Source organism: Paralcaligenes sp. KSB-10 (assembly GCF_021266465.1).
Classification (GTDB): domain Bacteria; phylum Pseudomonadota; class Gammaproteobacteria; order Burkholderiales; family Burkholderiaceae_B.
Genome location: NZ_CP089848.1, coordinates 731631 through 752728 on the forward strand (window position 1 = coordinate 731631; position 21098 = coordinate 752728).

20 protein-coding genes and 2 pseudogenes are annotated in these 21098 nt (G+C 59.6%); 10 read left to right on the forward strand and 12 right to left on the reverse strand.

What is annotated here, in order from left to right:
* Nucleotides 1–72: 72 nt before the first annotated feature.
* The gene (locus tag LSG25_RS03380) at nt 73–1554 is read right to left on the reverse strand and encodes an NAD(P)H-hydrate dehydratase (protein WP_232743309.1); all 1482 of its coding nucleotides are present in this window, start codon (nt 1552–1554) and stop codon (nt 73–75) included.
* 183 nt (nt 1555–1737) lie between these two features.
* Between LSG25_RS03380 and LSG25_RS03385 the strand changes: the two genes are divergently transcribed.
* The 4 genes from LSG25_RS03385 (at nt 1738) to LSG25_RS03400 (ending at nt 5465) form a co-directional block, all read left to right on the forward strand.
* Nucleotides 1738–2337 (forward strand): TetR/AcrR family transcriptional regulator, encoded by a 600-nt coding sequence (locus LSG25_RS03385; RefSeq protein ID WP_232743310.1) that lies wholly within the window; start codon nt 1738–1740, stop codon nt 2335–2337.
* 74 nt (nt 2338–2411) lie between these two features.
* On the forward strand, nt 2412–3710 hold the full coding sequence (locus LSG25_RS03390) for an MFS transporter (protein WP_232743311.1): 1299 nt from the start codon (nt 2412–2414) through the stop codon (nt 3708–3710).
* A gap of 70 nt (nt 3711–3780) precedes the next feature.
* Nucleotides 3781–4707: an ABC transporter ATP-binding protein gene (locus LSG25_RS03395; protein ID WP_232743312.1), complete on the forward strand. Its 927-nt coding sequence runs from the start codon at nt 3781–3783 to the stop codon at nt 4705–4707.
* Entirely contained in the window at nt 4704–5465 is a 762-nt protein-coding gene (locus LSG25_RS03400; protein WP_232743313.1) for an ABC transporter permease, read from the forward strand. Before LSG25_RS03395 ends, LSG25_RS03400 begins: the two co-directional genes overlap by 4 nt.
* A gap of 22 nt (nt 5466–5487) precedes the next feature.
* Here the strand turns inward: LSG25_RS03400 and LSG25_RS03405 are convergent, their stop codons facing one another.
* On the reverse strand, nt 5488–5970 hold the full coding sequence (locus LSG25_RS03405) for a YajQ family cyclic di-GMP-binding protein (protein ID WP_232743314.1): 483 nt from the start codon (nt 5968–5970) through the stop codon (nt 5488–5490).
* 184 nt (nt 5971–6154) lie between these two features.
* On the opposite strand from LSG25_RS03405, the gene LSG25_RS03410 reads away from it, so the two are divergent.
* On the forward strand, nt 6155–6838 hold the full coding sequence (locus LSG25_RS03410; RefSeq protein WP_232743315.1) for a FadR/GntR family transcriptional regulator: 684 nt from the start codon (nt 6155–6157) through the stop codon (nt 6836–6838).
* 122 nt (nt 6839–6960) lie between these two features.
* Nucleotides 6961–8127 carry a CynX/NimT family MFS transporter gene (locus LSG25_RS03415; protein ID WP_370635990.1) on the forward strand — a complete coding sequence of 389 codons (1167 nt, stop codon included), beginning with the start codon at nt 6961–6963 and terminating at the stop codon, nt 8125–8127.
* Nucleotides 8128–8177: 50 nt separating this feature from the next.
* On the opposite strand, the gene LSG25_RS03420 is transcribed toward LSG25_RS03415, so the two are convergent.
* Nucleotides 8178–8612: a MarR family winged helix-turn-helix transcriptional regulator gene (locus LSG25_RS03420; RefSeq protein WP_232743317.1), complete on the reverse strand. Its 435-nt coding sequence runs from the start codon at nt 8610–8612 to the stop codon at nt 8178–8180.
* Between the two features lie 94 nt (nt 8613–8706).
* Between LSG25_RS03420 and LSG25_RS03425 the strand changes: the two genes are divergently transcribed.
* Both LSG25_RS03425 and LSG25_RS03430 read left to right on the forward strand, forming a co-directional pair.
* Nucleotides 8707–9387, forward strand: coding sequence for a uracil-DNA glycosylase family protein (locus tag LSG25_RS03425; protein ID WP_232743318.1), 681 nt, complete (start codon nt 8707–8709; stop codon nt 9385–9387).
* 83 nt (nt 9388–9470) lie between these two features.
* Nucleotides 9471–10172 carry a cytochrome b/b6 domain-containing protein gene (locus LSG25_RS03430; RefSeq protein ID WP_232744550.1) on the forward strand — a complete coding sequence of 234 codons (702 nt, stop codon included), beginning with the start codon at nt 9471–9473 and terminating at the stop codon, nt 10170–10172.
* An 8-nt stretch (nt 10173–10180) separates the two neighbouring features.
* Here LSG25_RS03430 and LSG25_RS03435 read toward each other — a convergent pair whose 3' ends face one another.
* From LSG25_RS03435 to LSG25_RS03465, 7 genes and pseudogenes are all read right to left on the reverse strand, one after another.
* Entirely contained in the window at nt 10181–10639 is a 459-nt protein-coding gene (locus LSG25_RS03435; RefSeq protein ID WP_232743319.1) for a CHRD domain-containing protein, read from the reverse strand.
* A 339-nt stretch (nt 10640–10978) separates the two neighbouring features.
* Nucleotides 10979–12811: an FAD-binding oxidoreductase gene (locus LSG25_RS03440; RefSeq protein WP_232743320.1), complete on the reverse strand. Its 1833-nt coding sequence runs from the start codon at nt 12809–12811 to the stop codon at nt 10979–10981.
* A 132-nt stretch (nt 12812–12943) separates the two neighbouring features.
* Nucleotides 12944–13177, reverse strand: coding sequence for an Arm DNA-binding domain-containing protein (locus tag LSG25_RS20480; protein WP_370635943.1), 234 nt, complete (start codon nt 13175–13177; stop codon nt 12944–12946).
* Nucleotides 13178–13376: 199 nt separating this feature from the next.
* Nucleotides 13377–13678 (reverse strand): annotated as a pseudogene (locus LSG25_RS03450) (NADP oxidoreductase coenzyme); the annotation flags it as partial.
* Nucleotides 13587–14003 carry an SDR family NAD(P)-dependent oxidoreductase gene (locus LSG25_RS03455; RefSeq protein WP_232743321.1) on the reverse strand — a complete coding sequence of 139 codons (417 nt, stop codon included), beginning with the start codon at nt 14001–14003 and terminating at the stop codon, nt 13587–13589. The gene LSG25_RS03455 and the pseudogene LSG25_RS03450, both read right to left, overlap by 92 nt.
* Nucleotides 14004–14016: 13 nt before the next feature.
* A pseudogene (locus tag LSG25_RS03460) lies at nt 14017–14370 on the reverse strand (SDR family NAD(P)-dependent oxidoreductase); the annotation flags it as partial.
* Between the two features lie 253 nt (nt 14371–14623).
* The gene (locus LSG25_RS03465; protein ID WP_232743322.1) at nt 14624–16177 is read right to left on the reverse strand and encodes a winged helix-turn-helix domain-containing tetratricopeptide repeat protein; all 1554 of its coding nucleotides are present in this window, start codon (nt 16175–16177) and stop codon (nt 14624–14626) included.
* A gap of 116 nt (nt 16178–16293) precedes the next feature.
* Between LSG25_RS03465 and LSG25_RS03470 the strand changes: the two genes are divergently transcribed.
* Nucleotides 16294–16773 (forward strand): cupin domain-containing protein, encoded by a 480-nt coding sequence (locus LSG25_RS03470; protein WP_232743323.1) that lies wholly within the window; start codon nt 16294–16296, stop codon nt 16771–16773.
* Nucleotides 16774–16922: 149 nt separating this feature from the next.
* Here the strand turns inward: LSG25_RS03470 and guaA are convergent, their stop codons facing one another.
* Nucleotides 16923–18509: a glutamine-hydrolyzing GMP synthase gene (gene guaA, locus LSG25_RS03475; protein WP_232743324.1), complete on the reverse strand. Its 1587-nt coding sequence runs from the start codon at nt 18507–18509 to the stop codon at nt 16923–16925.
* Nucleotides 18510–18716: 207 nt separating this feature from the next.
* Between guaA and LSG25_RS03480 the strand changes: the two genes are divergently transcribed.
* A complete protein-coding gene (locus tag LSG25_RS03480; protein WP_232743325.1) occupies nt 18717–19442 on the forward strand; it encodes an alpha/beta fold hydrolase in 726 nt (241 codons plus the stop codon).
* A gap of 150 nt (nt 19443–19592) precedes the next feature.
* Here LSG25_RS03480 and guaB read toward each other — a convergent pair whose 3' ends face one another.
* Entirely contained in the window at nt 19593–21053 is a 1461-nt protein-coding gene (guaB, locus tag LSG25_RS03485; protein ID WP_232743326.1) for an IMP dehydrogenase, read from the reverse strand.
* Nucleotides 21054–21098: the final 45 nt, after the last annotated feature.

Here is a 21098-nt window from a genome sequence, read left to right on the forward strand (position 1 = left end):
AAACCTCTTGCCACGCAGCCAAATGAGGCCGGGTTGAACGTAAAGGTCAAGTGTAACGCCTGGGACGGCCGTTCAGGAGAGCCCGGTTTTCAATTCTTTGAGGCGGCGCAAAACCGTCGGCAAAATAGCCGGCAGATCTTCGGCGATCAAGCCCGGACCGAATTCGCGCGCGGCCTCGCCATGCAGCCAGGCTGCGGCGGCCGCGGCCAGAAAGGGCTCCATGCCTTGCGCCATCAAGCCCGCAATCAAGCCGGCCAACACATCGCCGGTACCACCGGTCGCCAGTTCCGGCGGCGCATTGGTATTGATAATTGCCCTGCCATCGGGCGCCGCGATGATCGTATCCGACCCTTTAAGCAAGACCACTGCACCACTCTCGCGCGCGGCATAGCGTGTGCGCATCAGTTTATTCCCTTCGCATGCGAAGATCCGGGCAAATTCACCCTCGTGCGGCGTAAGCACGCAAGGACCGGAGATTGCCGCGAAAAGCAGTTGTGGATCGCGGCCGAACGAGGTAATGGCATCCGCATCCAGCACCACGCTACGCTGCGTGGCCAAGGCTTCCAGCACATTCTGCCGGGTTTCGCTGGAAACACCGGCGCCCGGACCGACGACAATGGCATTCTTGCGCGGATCGGCCAGCAATAAAGCCAGGCTGTCGGGCGCTTTCAGCGGTTGAACCATAACGCTGGTCAGCGCCGTCGCGTAGATGGCGCGGACCGACTCCGGCACCGCCACGGTAACCAGGCCGGCGCCCACTCGTGCCGCCGCCAGCGCCGCCAAACGCGCCGCTCCTGTCATGAGTTCACCACCCACCAGCAGGACATGGCCTCGCTGATATTTGTGCCCACCGGTTTGCGGCCAGGGATAATCGCTCAGCCAGACTTCCGGGCCATTTTCCCATGCATGCGGAGGCTTGCGCTCCAGAAGGGAGGCAGGGATACCGATATCGGCCAGCACCAGTTCGCCGCACAACAGCTTTCCCGGCAATAGCAAGTGGCCGGGCTTCTTGCGAAAGAAAGTCACCGTCATGTCGGCCGCCGCCGCCACGCCAAGCACCTCGCCTGTTTCGCCATCCAGGCCGCTGGGCACATCGACGGCACAGATCGGCAGTTTGCGCCGGATCAGGGTTTCGATTACGGTACGCGCCAAGCCTTCGACGGGCCGCGACAGGCCGGCGCCGAAAAGCGCATCAACGACCAGGGCTGCACCATCGAGCAATTCAAGTGACAGGGGCTCGATGGCGCCTGTCCATAATGCAGCACAGTACGCCGCGTCGCCGGTCAGCCTTGCGCGCTCTCCTGAAAACCCCAGCCGAACCGGCCAGCCCGACTCGGCAAGACGCTGGGCCGCAACGAAACCATCGCCCCCGTTATTGCCGAATCCGCATATCACCACGACGGGCTGCACCGGCCAGCGCGCGCGCACCGCATCGGCCACTGCTCTTCCAGCCGCTTCCATCAATGCAATACCGCTGATCCCGGCCTTCATGGCTGCCGTATCGGCCGCCCTCATCTCCAGAGGAGTCAGCAGCGCCTTGTCGATTGAATTCATAGCCATACCCGCGTCGGCCAATACGGCCAGGATGGAGTCACACCATCATAGTAAAGCACAAGCACAGCTATCGATAGTAGCTACGATACAAGCTGATACGCTCTTGGTTTGCGCTCTTGTTACTTGAATAGATGATAATAATAATTTATTATTGGACCGACTCAGTTTTCCCAGGAAAATGCCATGCCTCGAGTATCACGCGAACAAACACAAAAAAACCGCGCCGTCATTGAAAATGTCTCGGCCCGGCTTTTCCGCGAACAAGGCTTCAATGGGGTCAGTGTGGCTGACCTGATGGCGGCGGCCGGACTGACGCACGGGGGCTTTTATGGTCATTTCTCGTCCAAAGATGAGCTTACGGATGTGGCCTGTGCGGCAGCGTTCAAACAGTCCTCGCAGCGCCGGAACGAGCGCAGCAACAAACACGCCGACCCGCGCCATGCGCTTCATGCCCATGTCGACCACTACCTGAGCACCTGGCATAGAGATCATACAGGCAACGGCTGCCCGGCCGTTGCCCTGGCCGGGGACGTTGCCCGCGAACCGGCCGACAAACCCGTACATCGAACCTATGCGGCAGGCGTCGAAAGCATGGCCGACTCCCTTACCACACTGTTCGAGGCGAGCGGCGCCCCTCAGCCCAGGTCGCAGGCGCTGGCAACACTGGCCACCCTGGTCGGCGCCCAGGTCCTGGCACGGGCAACACGAGGCTCCCCCCTGTCTGACGATATACTGGCGGCCGCGCGCGAATTCCTGCTGGATGTGAACATGCTCAATAACTAGGCCTCACGCGACATCGTGACCCGGCTCACGCCAAAAACCTTCAGGCTTTGCATCACCGACTTTCGGAAACCCACATGTTCGCCCAACCGTTTTCCAATTGGCTCCACCGGCACGGCATCCACTACGCCTGGATAGTGGCGCTCATTTGCTTTCTGACTATGCTCACCTCGTCTGCCGCACTGGGTCTGCCGGGTGTGCTGCTGCAACCGCTGGGCAAAGAATACGGCTGGGACACCGAGCAAATTTCATCGGCGCTTGCCCTGCGCTTTGCACTGTATGGCCTGATGGGGCCTTTTGCCTCGATCCTGATGGATCGTTACGGCCTGCGCAACGTTATTTGCGCGGCGCTGGCCCTCGTGGCGTCGGGCATGATCCTGGCCACCCAAATGACTGCGCTATGGCAACTGGTCGTGCTATGGGGGCTGATACTGGGCTTTGGCTCGGGCCTGACCGCTCTGGTTCTAGGCGCCGTGGTGGCCAATCGATGGTTCGACAAGCGCCGCGGGCTGGTGATCGGTTTATTGACCGCCAGCACGGCCACGGGCCAACTGGTGTTTCTACCCGGCGCCGCCTGGCTCATTGACCACTACGGCTGGCGCTCGGCCATCACGCCGGTTTGCGTCTCGGCCGCGCTGGTCATCATTCTGGCAATCTGTTTTGTACGCAATCGGCCGGAAGACGTCGGCATTGCCGCCTACGGCACGGATCCGGCAACTGCCGCCATGCCACCTGTAGCGCACACGCACACATCCATTTGGGATCCTTTCAAGATTCTGGGAACTGTACGCGGCAACCAGACCTTCTGGATCCTGTTTGCGACCTTCTTTATATGCGGCCTGAGCACCAACGGCCTGATCCAAACGCATTTCGTGTCCTTGTGCGGCGATTTCGGCCTGACGGCCGTACCGGCGGCGTCCGTGCTCGCCATGATGGGTGCTTTCGATTTCTGCGGCACGATTCTATCGGGCTGGCTTTCAGACCGCTATGACAACCGCAAACTGCTTTTCTGGTATTACAGCCTGCGAGGCTTGTCCTTATTCTGGCTGCCGCATTCCGACTTCACTTTCTACGGCCTGTCGATTTTCGCCATGTTCTACGGCCTCGACTGGGTTGCCACCGTGCCGCCAACCGTCAGGCTGGCAGGCACTGCCTTTGGCAAGGAACGCGCCGGTATGGTGTTCGGCTGGATTTTTGCCGGGCACCAGATGGGCGCTGCCGTGGCGGCATACGGCGCCGGCGCCACTCGCACCCTGCTGCTGAGCTACACACCGGCACTGTATGTGGCCGGCGGCGCGTGCCTGATTGCAGCGCTGATCGTAATGGGAATCCGGCGTCCCGACAAAGCGCCGGCGCCAGGGTATCGACCGGCGTGAACGGGACGGCTACACCAAGCCGTGCGCGCCGGGTACACTACCAGCCACTGATGCCAATCGACGGTTTGCCATGACATCCATAATTTCAGTATCCGGCCTGTCCAAAACCTATGCCTCGGGTTTCAGGGCCCTGAAAAACATCAACCTGGAAATACGCCAGGGAGAAATCTTCGCCTTGCTCGGCCCGAACGGGGCCGGCAAAACCACCCTGATCAGCATTATCTGCGGGCTGGTCAATCCGACCGAGGGCGTCGTGCTGGCCGATGGCCACAACATTGTTACGGACTACCGCGCGGCACGATCCAAAATCGGCCTGGTACCGCAAGAACTCACCAGCGATGCCTTCGAGTCCGTGTGGAACACCGTCAGCTTCAGCCGCGGCCTGTTCGGCAAAAAGGCAAACCCCGCCCATATCGAAAAAGTGCTTAAAGCCTTGTCCTTATGGGGCAAGAAAGACAATCGGCTCATGACGTTGTCGGGCGGCATGAAGCGGCGCGTGCTGATTGCCAAGGCGCTCTCGCACGAGCCGCAAATCCTGTTCCTGGACGAACCCACCGCCGGCGTCGACGTCGAGCTGCGCAAGGACATGTGGGAAATGGTGCGTTCGCTGCGCGCCACCGGCGTCACCATTATCCTGACTACGCACTACATCGAAGAAGCCGAGGAAATGGCCGACCGGGTGGGCGTAATCAGCAATGGCGAGCTTATTCTGGTCGAGGAGAAGGCCGAACTCATGCGCAAGCTGGGGAAAAAGCAACTGATCCTGCAACTGCTCAATCCCTTGGACAAGGTGCCGGAATCGCTTGCCGCCCACCAGATCGAACTGGCCCCCGACGGCAAGGAACTGGTATACACCTACGACACTCAACGCGAGCACACTGGCATCACGGCATTGCTCAAAGACCTGAACGACAGCGGTATCACATTCAAGGATCTTCAAACCACGCAAAGCTCGCTGGAAGATATTTTCGTCAACCTGGTCAAGGAGCGGCCATGAACTGGCAGGCGATCCGCGCAATTTATCTGTTCGAAATGGCCAGGACCTGGCGCACACTGATGCAAAGCATTATTGCGCCGGTCATTTCGACCTCTTTGTATTTCGTCGTGTTCGGCGCCGCCATAGGCGGGCGCATTACCCAGATAGACGGTATCAGCTACGGAGCGTTCATCGTGCCCGGGCTGATCATGCTGTCGCTATTGACGCAAAGTATCGCCAACGCGTCATTCGGCATTTATTTTCCGAAATTCACGGGCACTATCTACGAGATTTTATCGGCACCGGTTTCGTACTTCGAGATCACGCTGAGCTATGTGGGCGCCGCCGCTACCAAATCCATTATTCTGGGAGTGATCATTCTGGCAACCGCGGGCTTTTTCGTGCCGCTCAAAATCGACCATCCATTATGGATGCTGCTGTTCCTGGTGCTGACGGCTTTCACATTCAGCCTGTTCGGTTTCATTATCGGAATCTGGGCCGACGGCTTCGAGAAACTGCAACTGGTGCCTCTTTTGATCATCACCCCCCTGACATTTCTTGGGGGCAGCTTTTACTCGATCAATATGCTGCCGCCCTTCTGGCAAACCGTGACCCTGTTCAACCCTGTGGTCTATCTGATCAGCGGCTTTCGATGGAGCTTTTATGGCCTCGCCGATGTCAGCGTAGCCATAAGCCTGATTATGACGCTGGTTTTTTTGGGCCTGTGCCTGCTCATCGTAGCGCTGATCTTCAAAAGCGGCTATCGGCTCAAGACCTGAGCTCAATACCGCGCCAGCCTGTCTAATCGCGGAAGTTCTCGAACTGCAGCGGCAACTCGACATCGGTCTTGCGCAACAACGCGATGGCCGTCTGCAAGTCGTCGCGCTTTTTACCGCTGACGCGCAGCTTGTCGCCATTGATCTGGGCCTCTACCTTGAGCTTGGCGCCCTTCATGGCCGCAATCAGTTTTTTGGAGACGGCCTGTTCTATACCTTGCTTGATCGTGATTTTTTGCCGGGCTCCCCCCAGGTTTTCAAGCGGATCGGCAATATCCATGCAACGTACATCGATTCCGCGGGCCGATAAGCGGCCGCGCAGAATATCGAGCATCTGGTTCAGTTGAAACACCCCAGGCGCCGACTGGGTCACCACAAAGCCTTCCAGTTCGAATTTGGCGTTGGTCCCCTTGAAATCGAAGCGGGTGACCAACTCCCGGCTGGCCTGATCGATAGCATTGACGAGTTCGTGTTTGTCGACTTCGGAGACGACGTCGAAAGAAGGCATGACGATGGTCCTATGAGCAAAGTTCTGGAAACGGCGGCAACTTGCCGCCTACGTGGGTCGTATAGACGCAGCAAAAGAGTGTACCTTGATTCCCGATCGGTTATGCCCCGGGGCATTAAGGCTTGACACCGCTGACCATTTATTTGAAAATCAAATCATCCGATGACTTAATGATTTAAATACAATGCTTGCGCAAGCCACCAAAACCAGCCTGACCGACAGCGCCTTGGAAGGAATTCGGCAGGAAATCCTCGACGGACGCTGGGCCATCGGCGAGCGGATCCCAAACGAGCCCACGCTCGCAGCCATGCTGGGGGTCAGCCGCGGTACAGTGCGCGAAGCGGTCAAAATGCTGGCTTCGCAGGGCATGCTGGAAACGCGTCAGGGTTCCGGAACCTATGTGCGCGCCAATTTCGATCCCTCCACCAGCGTGCTGCGCATGCGGCAAGCCAATTTGAGAGATCAAGTCGAAACCCGCTGCGCACTTGAAGTCGAAGCCGCAAGGCTGGCGGCCGTCAGGCACACGCCCGAAGATATCCAGCGTCTGTACGGCTTGCTGGCAGCGCGAGGAAATTCAGACGATCCGCAAACCCGCCCCGGCCTGGTGGAACGGGATTTCGACTTCCATGCCGAGATCGTCCGCATCGCCCGCAACCGGGCGCTGGCCGAAACCTATTTGTTTTTTTCCGCATCTGTGCAGGAAATCATCAAAGCCACGGTAGACAAAGAAATACCCGAGCCCGATATGGAAGCGCATGCAGGCTTGGTGCGAGCCATCGAAACCCGCAACCCCGACCACGCGGCATCGACGGTGCGCCAATTCATGGCGCCTATCCTGTCCGAGCTTAATCGGGCGCTGGCATCATGAGCGCAAGCCAGACAAACGAACAAGCCCTCCTTGCCCTGGAAACCATGAAACTCGCCACAAAAATACCCAAGGCAAGCTCCGCACACCCTCCGCAAACGGCGCCAGGCATCCGTCGGACGGCAATGATTCTATTGGGCTTCAGCCTGATGCTGATTGCCTTTAATCTACGTCCCGTATTTTCGAGCCTGTCAGTGCTTTTGCCCGAAATCATCAGGCAAACAGGTTTGTCATCGGCCAATGCCGGCTATCTGACCACCCTGCCGGTGTTGTGCCTGGGCTTGTTCGCGCCATTGGCGCCGAAACTTGCGCAGCGCTTCGGTGTCGAACGCACCCTGCTGGGCATGCTGGTGTTGCTGGCCCTCGGAACCGCCCTGCGCGGATACGGCGGCATCTTCACTCTTTTTATCGGCTCCGCGCTGGCCGGAGCAAGCATCGCCGTGGGAAACGTACTGCTGCCCAGCCTGGTAAAGCGCGATTTCGCCCACCATGCCGCCACAATGACCGGACTCTACACCATGGCCTTGTGCGGCGGTGCGGCGGCGGCAGCGGCATTCACCGTGCCCATCGCACACAAGCTCGGCGGCTCCTGGGCGCTAGCCCTGGCGGCCTGGGCCATACCGGCGGCCATTGTCGCGCTTATCTGGGCTCCGCAATCATTAAGACAGGGTAAGCTCGCGCGCCAGTCCGCTCGGGCCGTCACCGGCCTGTGGCGCGACCGGCTTGCCTGGCAGGTCACGTTCTTCATGGGCCTGCAATCAGCCCTGGCGTACTGCGTAATGGGCTGGCTTGCCCCCATTCTGCGAGAACGGGGGCTGGACGGCGTAACGGCCGGACTGGTTGTTTCCGTATCGATCATGGTTCAGGTGGTCACCAGTCTCGTAGTGCCGCCCCTGGCCGTCCGCTGCAAAAACCAGCAACTGTTCAATGTGGCGCTGGCGATCATAGCCGGCGCTGCGTTGCTGGGCCTGCTCTTTGCTCCCACGTCCACAGTGTGGATCTGGGCGATCCTGCAAGGCGTAGGACAGGGAGGGCTATTCGCCATTGCCCTGACTGTCATTGTTTTACGTTCTCCGGATTCGCATGTCGCCGCGCACCTGTCGGGCATGGCCCAAGGAATCGGATACGTACTGGCGGCCATAGGCCCCTTGCTGGTCGGGCTTTTGCACAGCTGGACGGGAAGCTACACGGCCACATCCTGGCTGTTCATTGCGCTCACTGCCGGCGCGGCCATAAACGGTTGGGGCGCCGGACGGGCCATGCATGTCAGGGTCACAAGCGACAAGCCCTAGATTCAGTGTCATTGCAAATCATCGCCTGCCGACTGGCCCCCATCGAGTTGTCAGGCCGTTTGAACAGTGGTCATATAGAACAACTCCGCCCGTAGCGACCTGGCTCGTTCCGGGCCAACCCTGGATTCGAATTCGCCCTGGGCATTGCTCCATGCAACAGCAGCCAGATCGAACACACGCTCGCCACTCTTCGATAGACTGAACACATGGGCCCGGCCGTCGCGCTTCGATATTTCGCTGACCACAAGCCCATCTCGCTGCAAGGGCTTGAGCGCGCGGACCAATGTCGTTCGCTCCATGACCATTGCATCGGCCAGATCCATTGCCGTAAGACCCGGTGTTCGCGCCAATCTGGCCAGGATTGTGAACTGCGCGGCAGTCAAGCCTACCTGCCCCAGGTGTCGTTCGTAAATCTGAGTGATGTAACGGGTGGCCTGGCGCAGCGCAAAGCAATTGCAGTCTTCGTAGAAAATTGATCTGTTCATGCCGGAAATTATACGTGTGCATACGCACATAATCAAGTTTCATGGCAGCCTTCCGCCTCGGGCCCAAGCCCGGAATCAGCTAATATTCCCGGATATGGACACGGGAACCGACTCACAGACACCCCAGGCAATCGATTACGGTCGCTTCAGCGAGCTGGCGGCGACACTTGCCCAACTGGACCGGCCCGCCTATGCGGCGGCCGGAAAAGACAGCTCGGTGCCTATGATGGGACTCGGCCCAGCCAGCGCAACGCTGTGCATCATGGGCCGCGACCCCGGCCGAGCGGAAATCGCCGCGGGCGCACCGTTCATGGGCGCATCCGGCCGCATGCTCAGACGCATGCTGACTGCGCACACAAACCGCGGCGCAGGAACTCCGCCAGCCTCGCTGTTCTGGCTCAATACCGTTCCCTACAAGCCCATCGCCAATCGAGCCTGGCCGCTGGCCGTGCAGCGCCTGTTCCAGCCGCTGATCCGCGACATTCTGCTATTGCAATGGCGCGGCGATTGTGTGATTACGCTTGGCAATCAGGCTTTTCATTGGTTCGGCATTGGTCAACCACCCGCCGAACAGGCACGCATGGCGGCCTACTGGTCTGGCGGTCGACGCTATATCGATCCATTGCGCATCCTGGTCGCTAACGCTGAACGGCAGCGTTGGCTGACGCTCTACCCGCTGCCCCACCCCTCTCCCGCCAATGCCGTTTGGCGCGAGCGCTTTCCAGCGCTGCTGCAGCGCCACCTCGATGCGCTGACATCAAGCCACGAGAAATGATTGCTGGGGCCTTGCGCCGACTGCCGCGCCTCTATAATGTTCGACAGTGACAGCAATACCCGGTCGAACAACAAGGCGCCATGATGCCCAAAGGCGAACAATCCATCAATTCAAACACATCGGCGCGGGCCGCCTATCGTCTGGTGCAAGTCTGGGACGCGTCGACACGGCTGTTCCATTGGCTGGTGGTGCTGCTGGTTGCCGCGGCCTACCTGACCTGGAGGCTGAACTGGATGGATTGGCACGTCCTGATCGGCGAGACGCTGCTTGCGCTGGTGCTTTTCCGATTGCTGTGGGGCTGCTTCGGCAGCGAAACCGCGCGATTCAGCAACTTTCTGGCCTCACCGGCCGCCGCATTGCGCCATCTGCACCATCTGTTCCGCCACGAAGCCGACCTGCAGGTCGGCCACAATCCCGCGGGAGGATGGATGGTGCTGCTCTTGCTCGGCCTGCTGCTGGGCGAAACGCTCAGCGGACTTTACATCAACAACGACGTCGCGGACCAAGGTCCGTTCACCGAATGGGTCTCGGCGCCGCTTGCCAACGCCATCACGGCGCTGCATGAAATCCTGTGGGATGTGTTGCTGGTGGCGGTGGCGCTGCACGTACTGGCGATCGCGCTATATGCAGCGGCCAAAGGGCACAATCTCCTGCGCCCCATGCTGACCGGCCGCAAGCCTCTGCCGGCGAGCGTCGCCGCACCGAGGCTGGCGCCGCCGGTGCGGGCGCTGCTTCTGCTGGCCCTTGCCGCCGCCATGGCGGCGCTACTCGCAACCTACCTCTGACGAAGGCCTCAGTTGCCCTTGGGGGGCAGCACCTGGCCACGAATCTCGCCTGACGGATGATCCTTGGTGTGCACGTTGATATACATTTCACCGGCAAGGAACTCTTGCGCGTCCGCCGCAGACAGCGTGGCCTGGCCCTTGAAGGGACTGGTGACCGCGCTGCCCTTCTGCGACAGCCAGATCTTCACACCCGCATTCTTGCCCGCCGCGGCGGGGCCATGGAAATGCGCCATGGTAGGTGCACTGGACAAGCCGGTGAAGCTGATCGTCCAGGTGACGACCTTCGTGCCGGGATCATACGTGAGCTTGACCGTGCCACTGCCCTGGGTCTGGACAGGAGGCACTTCCTGCGCGCCAGTGAGCGGTACGGTAAATGAGACCGGCGCCGCCTGCGCCAGGGTCATAGCCCCCGTGCACACGAGGCCTGCGAGCACCACAAGGGCCCGCCGTGACATAGAAATATTCATTTGATTATCTCCTATCGGATATGCCTGGCCGGAACAATAGCGGTTTGCCGTCGTTTCATGGAGGCAGGAAGGCCGAAAGCCACCCCTTCCGATAGACATCGGATACAGCACCCGTCACACTGCCAGCACGGATCCGGAAAGAACAGCCCTAGCCTGTTAACGATGCTAGCACAGTAATAGGCGCCGCCTCGACAGAAATCAGGGCCAACTGGAAAACGCAGTTGCGCATGGATGTGGACGTAAGTCGGTCACGCAGAACCCGCCATGTACTCGCGCAGGCAGCATCACTGCCGGATCCGTGCAGGCCGACTCCCGGAAATCAGTACAAAATATGTCTGCTCATGCTTTTCTGGTAAATCCATCTTTACTCCAGCCTTCTGTACCCACCCCGCTATGGACAAAGAATAAGCCTTCGGGGTCGTACTTCTTTTTGGCGGCCTGGAGTCTCGGATAATTGGGGCCCCAGTATGATTGCGCCCACTCCGTATCGAAATAGTCGCTTTCAGAGACATACGCTCCTGCCTCGTTTTTGGGAACGGCGCGATAGATTTCTTTCATGGCCTTGCCGATTCTTACCGCATCGGCACGCGCCGCGGCGACATTGGGTTCATGACCCGGAACACCCGGATAAACCGGCTCACTACCGGCTGCAATAATGACCAAAGCAAACGCGTTGAGAACCGCGGGATTCATGGCCGTATCCCGGGACCGCTCGATAGCCTCAGGGCGGCCGCCGGCCAAGCCCTTATTACAATGCAACGACACATTGAAATGCCGAGATGCTGCATAAAAAGCGTCAACCAGGCGCGCTTGTCGCCCCTTTTCAAGCAAAGCCCCGGGAATCCAGGCCGACTGATAGCTGTGTAGATATTGCCCGGTCTCTTTCAGATTACCCGTCCAGAAAACGTTATCGGATGAGGCTCCCGGACGATCGTCGGTAAACACCAGACCAGGTATCCGCTTCAGAAACGCCGGGTCCCAAAACCGCCGGGCCGGCATATCGATTGCGTTTGGCGCTGCCGTGACCGCCATATCGGGATCGCTTCTTATCCAATCGAAAAACGGCTTCCACAGAGCGTGAGCCTGGGCCTTGTTTATCCCCTGGAAAACCATGTAAATCTTGATCGAATTATCGGAATTCAAAGAGACCTGTTCACCCCAGTGAGGATTGAACAAATTTTCAGCATAAAAAGCGATGAATTTCTCGAGCAGGCGGCGATAAGCCGTATCAGATTTGGCTTTGACCGTACCAAAATAAGCGCCAAATTTTTCGGGCAGATCGTGAGTTTGAAGAGTAATGCGGGTCACCACGCCCCAACTCCCTCCGCCGCCGCCCTTCAATGCCCAAAATAGCTCAGGATGGCTGCACCTATTAACAATAAGAATCTTGCCATCGGCAGTGACAATTTCGGCCTCGAGCAGGCTGGCCGCCGCCGTACCATAATTTTTTGAAAAACTGCCAAAGCCACCGCTTTGAATCAAGCCCGCCACCCCTACAGTACCGCAGCCCCCGCCCTGCACATAGCGCCCGTGCCTAGTCACAACCTTGTTGTAAGTACGCATCCAAATGGCGCCAGCCCCCACACTAACCGCCGGCTTGGCCGCCACCTTGCCCGAACAGCCTTGGCCGACGAAGGCGTCATGCATGGTTACTTTGTCCATGCGACGAGTCCAGATCAGCAGGGAATCGGCCGAATTCGACGTACCCAGATAGCTATGCCCTCCACCCTTGACAACCAATCGCAGCCTGTTTTCCCGGGCAAAATTGACAGCCGCCGCAACATCGGCCGCCGTCTCGGCGGCCACGGCATAAACACTGGGCGCGGTAGTCCAAGCGTCGGCCCAGCCCACCGTTTCGGTCAAGGCGACATTATCGCCAATAAAGTACGGATTTTTCAGTTCTTTGAAGAGGCTCGCGCATGCGACGCTTTGCGACGCACCCACACAGGCATCCAACGGCGACTCGATGGCAATTAACTTGCCTTTGAGTACTGTCTCCAGACTTTTCCAGCGTGCGGGAGATGGCCAACCCGGATTCGAAGGTCTGACGCGCTGAAAGCCGCTTGCCTTCGCAACGACGACATTCGCACATCCTGTGATTGCGGCGCTCAGAAAAGGGAAAACCGAAATCGCCCCTGCTCCTTTTAGTAAATCCCGTCTGCTGATAGTCATGCGTACCTCTCCGTGGATTCGAAATTATTTTTGAGAAGCAGGCCGTATTGTCTTATTCCTGCACGCCATAATTTCTTATGGTATGAAGCCTGTTGAAACCAATGGTAACTCCACGAAACAATGGGTGCAATATCATCGATCATCATCAGCTCCATGCGTTTGCTGCTCGCCCTGGCGGCCAGATCCGTCGCGTTGACGCGATGGCGATATGCCGCATTCCACGTTCCGCCGACCGTTGATGCGGTAGTCGTACCGAAAGGCCCTCGTGCCAGTTGGGAGCGCCGCCAAGTACATGCCGTCGCGGTCGCCCACTTTGAACATTTTCATCTTAGGCGTTGGCGCGCCGATTTCACGGTCTGTCAGCAAATCAAGCCTCGCTTTCTTAATTTACAGCATCTTATTAGGGCAACCTTGCTGTGCACCATGAAAAATACCATGCTCCTTCCGGAGGGACGGCATAGCCCATCCCGCCCAGTTGTGGTGCGCTTGGCGCGAGATTCAGCGGATATCTGTCGGCTCCCCGTTGTCCACAAGGAAGGATCACATCGAAACTTGTGACCACGATTTATCTGTCGAACTTGACCAAATCCTTGAAGATCAGGTGCCCCAGCTTTTTCCGCGCGTGTGCACAAGCAACCCACCTTCCGAAAGCCCGCCAAGCTGGATCGGTGCGAAACCGAGTTTTTCCGCAAGCGCACCAACCTCCACCGCGGCGCCGTCATCGTCGCTCGCCAGGAACACGACTCTCCTGCCACCGTGTACGACCGGGTCCTGGTCAAGGACGGCAGCGGCCAGATGGTTGAAGCTTTTCACCAACCTGGCTCCGGTGAACACCCTCGCGACGAAAGCAGAGGACGGGAGACCGCCCCAGCGCGATTTCGGCCTCGACCGCCTTGACGAGTTCGGGATTCTCTCGAAAGGCGGCATTCGCATCCGTACGCGTGTAGCCAGGCGCTACGGCGTTCGCGGTAATTCCGCGTGGCCACAGCTCGGACGCGAGCGCATGGGTCAGGTTGTTGATGGCCGCTTTGGCCATCGGGTGGACGGGAGCGGCTGTCACAGGCTTCGTGGCGGCGGCGGAGGAGATATTGATGATGCGCCCACCATCGGCGAGACGTTCGGCGATAGCGCGGCCAATGCCCCGTGATGCCCCGGTAACGAGAGCAGTTTTGCCCTTTAGCGATCGTGTCATTTGATTTTTCTCCTCAGAGTTGCGCCAAGCCACCGTCAACGGCGACCTCGCTGGCGGTCGTGAAACTGCTGTCTGACGACGCAAGAAAGGCCGCCACCGCTCCGATCTCCGCCGGATCGGCCATGCGCTGGAGTGGAGTCATCGCACCGTAGGCCTTCTGGCCCTCCTCGCCTAGCGCTTCCTTCGCGAGTTCGGTCGCAGTCGGCCCAGGCGACAGCACGTTTACCCGGATGCCGGTGCCCTTCACATTGGTGTCGAAGGTTTTGTCAATGTGCTCGGTGGTGATCTGGCCGAGCGGAAGCGGGCTTCCCGCCCCGGCGTTGGCGAAGACTATGTCGATGCCTCCGCGCTCGGCCTTCACCGCCGCGACACCGCATAACTCCAGCATGGCTCGCTCGGGCGTGGAGCAGACCAGAGTATCGGTGCTCATCGCTGCCCGACGCCAGGCCAACCCTTGCTCAGACAACGTCTTCTCGGGCGTCTCTGCTATGAACGACAAGAGCGGCAGATCAAGATCAATGGGGTCCGCGTGCAATTACATGACTGGACCAGCCCCCCCAAAAACCAGCCCAGGCACCTCCAAGTAAGCAGCAAATGGCGGCCCTGGGCAAGTTGAACGGCTACTCTGGCAATCCCGCTGCCCGCAGCGCGTCGCCCAGGGACAATGCAAGCTCCGGGGCACAGTTCACGCCCAGAAATTGCCGGCTATAGCGAAACGTAGGGTGCAGTTCCAGGACTCTGGCCGCAGCCGCCCTGGCCTCATCGAGCCGTCCGAGCTTGGCCAGCGCGGAGCTCAACTGCACATACGTGATGCTGTGCGCAGGATTGGCCTGAACGGACCGGTAGGCCGCCCGCGCAGCTTCTTCATAGCGGCCGCGGTAAAAATGACTCATGGCCTGCGCGTCATATGCGGCCCAAGCCCAAGCGTCGAATGGGCTGAGCCGCACACCCCGCTCGCTCCATTCTATGGCTCGCTCGGCTTCTCCTCCCCAGCCAAGCATGACGCTGCCGAGGATATAGGTCAACGCCGATGACGGACTGATCGCGAGCGCCGCCTCCAGAGCGGTGAAAGCGGCCGCGCGGTCGTGCCCATCCATGCCGACGGAAAATCCGGCCCAGGTCAGCGCCAGTGCGTCGTCCTGGCCATGGAGTATGGCCAAGCGCGCGTGGCGGATCGAAGCGGCGCGGCTGCTCTCCTGCAAGCCGGCGCGAAGAAAAAGGCAATGGTGGCACATGGCCGCATTGCCATGCGCCAGCGCATAGGCGGGATCGAGCACTATGGCGCGGTCGAGCAGCAGGAGCGCTCGCCTGACCTGCTCCGGCATGCCTGAATCGACATCAGGCTGAGCCTGGAGGACCAGGTCGTAGGCATCGAGGCTGTCGGGCCGTTTGCGCCGAACCCGGCTGATTTCGGCGCGCCGCAGGCTCGGCGCTATGGCGCCGACGACCGATATGGCGATTTCATCCTGGAGGGCAAAAATGTCCTCGGAATTGCGCTCATAGCGCTCGGCCCACACATGCGTTCCGCTCCCTGCATCGACCAGCCGGGCGGTGACGCGCACGCGATCATTCAGCTTGCGCGCACTGCCCTCGAGCACATAGCGCACGCCGAGTTCGCGCCCGACCTGCTTCACATCCACAGCCCGGCCCTTGTAGGCAAAGCTCGAGTTGCGCGCGATCACAAACAGCCAGTTGATGCGCGACAAGCCGGTGACGATGTCATCGACCATGCCGTCGACGAAGTATTGTTGCGCCTTGCCGCCGCTCAAATTCGAGAACGGCAGCACGGCGATCGACGGCTTCTCGGGCACCGACAGGGCAGTCGATGGCACTGTCTCGCTTGCGCGCATGTTGCTGCGCGCCACCGTCGGGCCGACATAGCGATAGCCGCGGCGTGGCAACGTCTCGATCCAGGCATTACCCTCGTCCTGCTCCAGTACGCGGCGCAGCGCTGCGATCTGCACGGTGAGATTGCTGTCCTCGACCACAAGCCCCGGCCACGCCGCCTCGATCAGCGCTTCCTTGCCGACAGGCGACCCGGCATGCTCAAGCAGCAAGCGCAGCAAGGCAACGCCGCGCTGGCCAAGCAGCGCCGGCTCGCTGTCATGGAACAGCATGCCCACGCCGGCATCGAGCGCAAACCGGCCAAACTTGTAGATATCTGGCATGACCATGCTGACCACCTCTTTTCGGAGATATTTTGCCGCAATTTCGGATCGAATTCACGACTTTCAGCAATCGGATAAGCAGAATGGAAGCGTCATACGGCCTCATCTCAAGGAGATCCAAAATGACCGCGAAAGCAATCATCCACAGACCCGGCGAAGGCAAAATAGTGCAGCTTGGAGGCCAGCCCATGAGCTTCCTGGTTACTGGCGAGGACACCCGCCACACCTCGATGTTCGAATGGACCATTCCTGCCGGCTTCTCCACCGGCTTACACGTGCACCGGGTGCAGGAAGAGACCTTCTATGTGCTGGAGGGCGAGTGCGACTGGCAGGTCAACGGTGAGCGCGTGCGCGCAACACCGGGTACCTACCTCTTCCTGCCGCCAGGCGTGCCGCACAATATCGCCAACGCCAGTGCCCGGCCGGCGCGCGTGCTGATGACGGTCTCGCCGCCCGGGCACGAACACTACTTCGAGAAACTGGCAGACATGGTCGCAAGCGGCTACGCAGCGGACCCGGCGAAAATCGCCGATCTGCGCGCGCAGCACGACACAGACCAGCTCTCGGTACTCAAGGCGCAGTCGCCGCGTACGAAGGATTAACCTGCGAGAAAGCGTCGAGCCAGGTGGCGAGCTTCGGCTGCACCTGCCACCAGGCTCCATCAAAGCGAAAATCCAGGTAGCCAGACGCAGCGGCCAGCGAGATATAGAGATTTAACTTCTATAATTAAATCAATAGTTTATAAAAAATCTCACTCCCACTCAATCGTAGCCGGCGGCTTGCTTGACACATCATAGGTCACCCGGTTAATGCCGCGCACCTCGTTGATGATGCGGCTCGATACCTTCTTCAACAAGGAATACGGCAATTCCGCCCAGTCGGCGGTCATGAAATCCGAGGTCTGCACGGCGCGCAAGGCAACCACATAATCGTAAGTGCGGCCATCGCCCATGACGCCCACCGACTTGACCGGCAGGAATACGGCAAAGGCCTGGGAAGTCAGGTCGTACCAGTTTTTGCCGCTGGTTTCGTCCGTGGTTTTGCGCAGCTCTTCGATGAAAATGGCATCGGCGCGGCGCAGCAGATCGGCATACTCGTGCTTGACTTCGCCCAGTATGCGCACGCCCAGGCCCGGTCCCGGAAACGGATGGCGGTACACCATGGCGGGCGGCAGGCCCAGGGCCACGCCCAGTTTGCGCACTTCGTCCTTGAACAATTCGCGCAAGGGCTCGAGCAGCTTCAAGTTCAGGGTATCGGGCAGACCGCCCACATTGTGGTGAGATTTGATCGCCACGGCCTTGCCGGTCTTTGCGCCGGCCGATTCGATCACGTCCGGATAAATCGTGCCCTGAGCGAGCCATCGCGCATTGCTGAGCTTGCCGGCTTCGGCCTGAAAGACCTCGACGAATTCCCGGCCTATGATCTTGCGTTTGGCTTCCGGGTCGGTCACGCCGGCCAGCTTGCCCATGAACTGCGGACTGGCGTCGACGTGTATGACTTTCATGCCCAGATGATCGGCAAAGGTGGCCATGACCTGCTCGGCCTCGTTCAGGCGCAGCAAGCCATGATCGACGAACACGCAGGTGAGCTGGTCGCCTATGGCCTTGTGTATCAAGGCCGCGGCTACCGAGGAGTCCACTCCGCCCGACAAACCCAGAATGACTTCATCGCTGCCCACTTGGGTTCGGATACGTTCGATCGCTTCGGATACGTAATCGGGCATGTTCCAGTCGCCCCCACAGCCGCAGATATCACGCACAAAACGCGCCAGCATGGCTTCGCCCTGTACGGTATGCGTGACCTCGGGGTGGAACTGCACGGCGTAGAAGCCGCGTTTTTCATCGGCCATGCCGGCGATGGGGCAGGAATCGGTGGACGCCATGAGCTTGAAGCCGGGCGGCAGCCCGGTGACTTTGTCGCCGTGGCTCATCCACACTTTGAGCATGCCATGGCCTTCGGTGGTGGTGAAGTCTTCAATGCCCTCCAGCAAACGGGTATGGCCGTGTGCGCGCACCTCGGCATAGCCAAATTCGCGGTGATCGGACCACTCCACCTTGCCGCCCAGTTGCTGCGCCATGGATTGCATGCCGTAGCAAATACCCAGCACAGGCACGCCGGCGTCGAATGCCTTTGCCGGCACTTTCAGGGATGCTTCATCGTAGGCGGAAGCGTGGCTGCCGGATACTATGATGCCCTTCAAACCCTGCTGGGCCTCGATGAACGCGTCGTCGACATCGCCGGGATGAATTTCACAATAGACTCCGGCTTCGCGCACACGGCGCGCAATAAGCTGGGTTACCTGTGAACCGTAATCGAGAATAAGGATACGCTGATGCATGGCTTGGAAAGAACTGATAAAAATGAAAAAAACGGAATCAAGGCGTTAATGTAACGTATTGGACCTGCCAAAATACGTTACAAAACGACATTTACGATATTTATTGCGATACTGGCAACACGTCCAGCCACCCGAAAACACAATAGGCGCCACGGTTCCATGTGCGGGATCCGGGAACACGCCTTCAACCATCAGCCGAGAAACCCCATGCCAGCCTCTCTCACATTGAAAACCTTTGTACTGGTCCACGGCGCCTGGCATGGAGGCTGGTGCTGGGCCAAGGTGGCCCACGCGCTGCGGGCGTTCGGGCATCGCGTATACACACCGACCCTGACGGGCCTGGGCGAACGCAGTCACCTGCTCGGCTCCGGCATTACGCTGGGCACCTTTGTGCAGGACATTGAAAACGTGTTGCTCTGGGAAGACCTGACCAACGTCATTCTGGTCGGGCACAGCTTTGCAGGCCTGGTTATCACGGGGGTGGCGGATCGCGCGCCGCAACGCCTGAAACAGCTGATCTATCTCGACGCCTTCATTCTGGAAAGCGGCCTGAGCACCTTCGATACGCTTGCATCCGAAACCGTAGCCAAGCTGCGCGCGGCCGCTCGAGATTCCTGCAATGGGCTTGCCCTGCCAGCGCCAAAACCCAAGGCATTCGGCCTGATCGAACCCGCCCATATCGACTTTATCGCTGAACGCCTTACGCCCCACCCGCTTGGTACCTATGAAAGCGCGCTGCAGCTGCGGCATCCCATTGGCAACGGCATGCCATGCGCCTATTGGCATTGCACCGCACCTTCATACGCGCCACTGGAGGCATCCAGGCAATGGGCCAAAGCGCAAACCGGCTGGAGCTGGGCCGAGTTGGCCACAGGCCACGACGCCATGGTGTCCGCTCCTGAACTTTTGATAAGAAACCTGCTTGATCTATAGATTCGACCCAGCATCATTGGCAACACATCCTATCCGTAGGGGCAGGCTTTGTGCCCGACCAAACTCTGGCCGGACTCGTAGGGGCAGGCCTCCATCTGCCCGCTCGAACCTGGCTCGGCAAGCACGGGCGGCCACAAAGGGCCGCCCCCACTAGTCGGCTCGATAGTTCGGGGCTTCCTTGGTGATTTGCACATCGTGCACGTGCGATTCGCGCACACCGGCCGACGTGATTTCAACGAATTCGGCCTTGCTGCGCATCTGCTCGATCGACGCGCAGCCGCAGTAGCCCATTGAAGCCCTGATACCGCCCACCAACTGATAGATGATCGCAATCACGCTGCCTTTGTAAGGCACCCTGCCCTCGATACCTTCGGGAACGAGCTTGTCGGCATTATTGGCGGGATCCTGGAAGTAGCGGTCGGCCGAACCGTCCGTCATGGCACCGACACTGCCCATGCCGCGATACGACTTGTACGAGCGCCCCTGGAACAAGACCACCTCGCCTGGTGCTTCTTCGGTGCCCGCGAACATGCCGCCCATCATGCAAGCCGACGCGCCGGCCGCCAGGGCCTTGGCCACATCGCCCGAATAGCGGATGCCGCCATCGGCGATCAAGGGTACGCCCGTATCTTGCAGAGCTTTCGCCACATCGGCAATGGCCGTGATTTGCGGCACGCCCACGCCGGCGACGATGCGGGTCGTGCAGATGGAGCCTGGCCCGATACCGACCTTCACGCCATCGGCGCCGACATCGACCAGGGCCCTGGCGGCGGCGGCGGTAGCGATATTGCCGCCTATGACCTGAACTTTCGGATAATTCTTCTTGACCCAGCCCACACGCTCGATCACCCCTGCCGAGTGGCCGTGCGCGGTATCGACCACGATCACGTCCACACCCGCGGCAGCCAGTTTTTCGACACGCTCTTCGGTGCCGTCGCCCACGCCCACCGCGGCGCCCACGCGCAACTGGCCAAGACTGTCTTTGCAGGCACTGGGATGTTCGGTGTTTTTGACGATGTCCTTGACCGTGGCCAGGCCGCGCAACTGGAATTTATCGTTGACGATAAGCACGCGCTCAAGACGATGCTGATGCATGAGCGTCTGCGCTTCGTCGAGCGTTGCGCCTTCTTTCATCGTGATGAGCCGCTCCTGCGGCGTCATGATGTCGCGCAGGGGAACGTCGAGGCGGTCTTCAAAACGCAGGTCGCGGTTGGTCACGATACCGACCAGCTTGCCGGCTTCGACCACAGGCAGGCCGGAGATGCCGTGCTGGCGCTGCAGCGCAATGGCGTCGCGCACTTTCATGGTCGGCGTAACCGTGACGGGATCGATCACAATGCCGAATTCGTGGCGCTTTACACGCGCCACTTCGCGGGCCTGCTCATCGGCGCTGAGGTTTTTATGAATGATGCCTATGCCGCCTTCCTGGGCCATGGCAATGGCCAGACGCGATTCGGTCACCGTGTCCATGGCCGCCGAAACCAGCGGAATATTTATTGTGATGTTGCGGGTAAGCTGCGTGGCAAGTTGGGTGTCCCGGGGAAGAACCTCGGAATAGGCGGGCACCAACAACACATCGTCGAAGGTAAGCGCTTTTTTGATGAGACGCATAAAATAGCTCCGTGCAAAGCAAGATTATACGCCTATGTAGAAGTA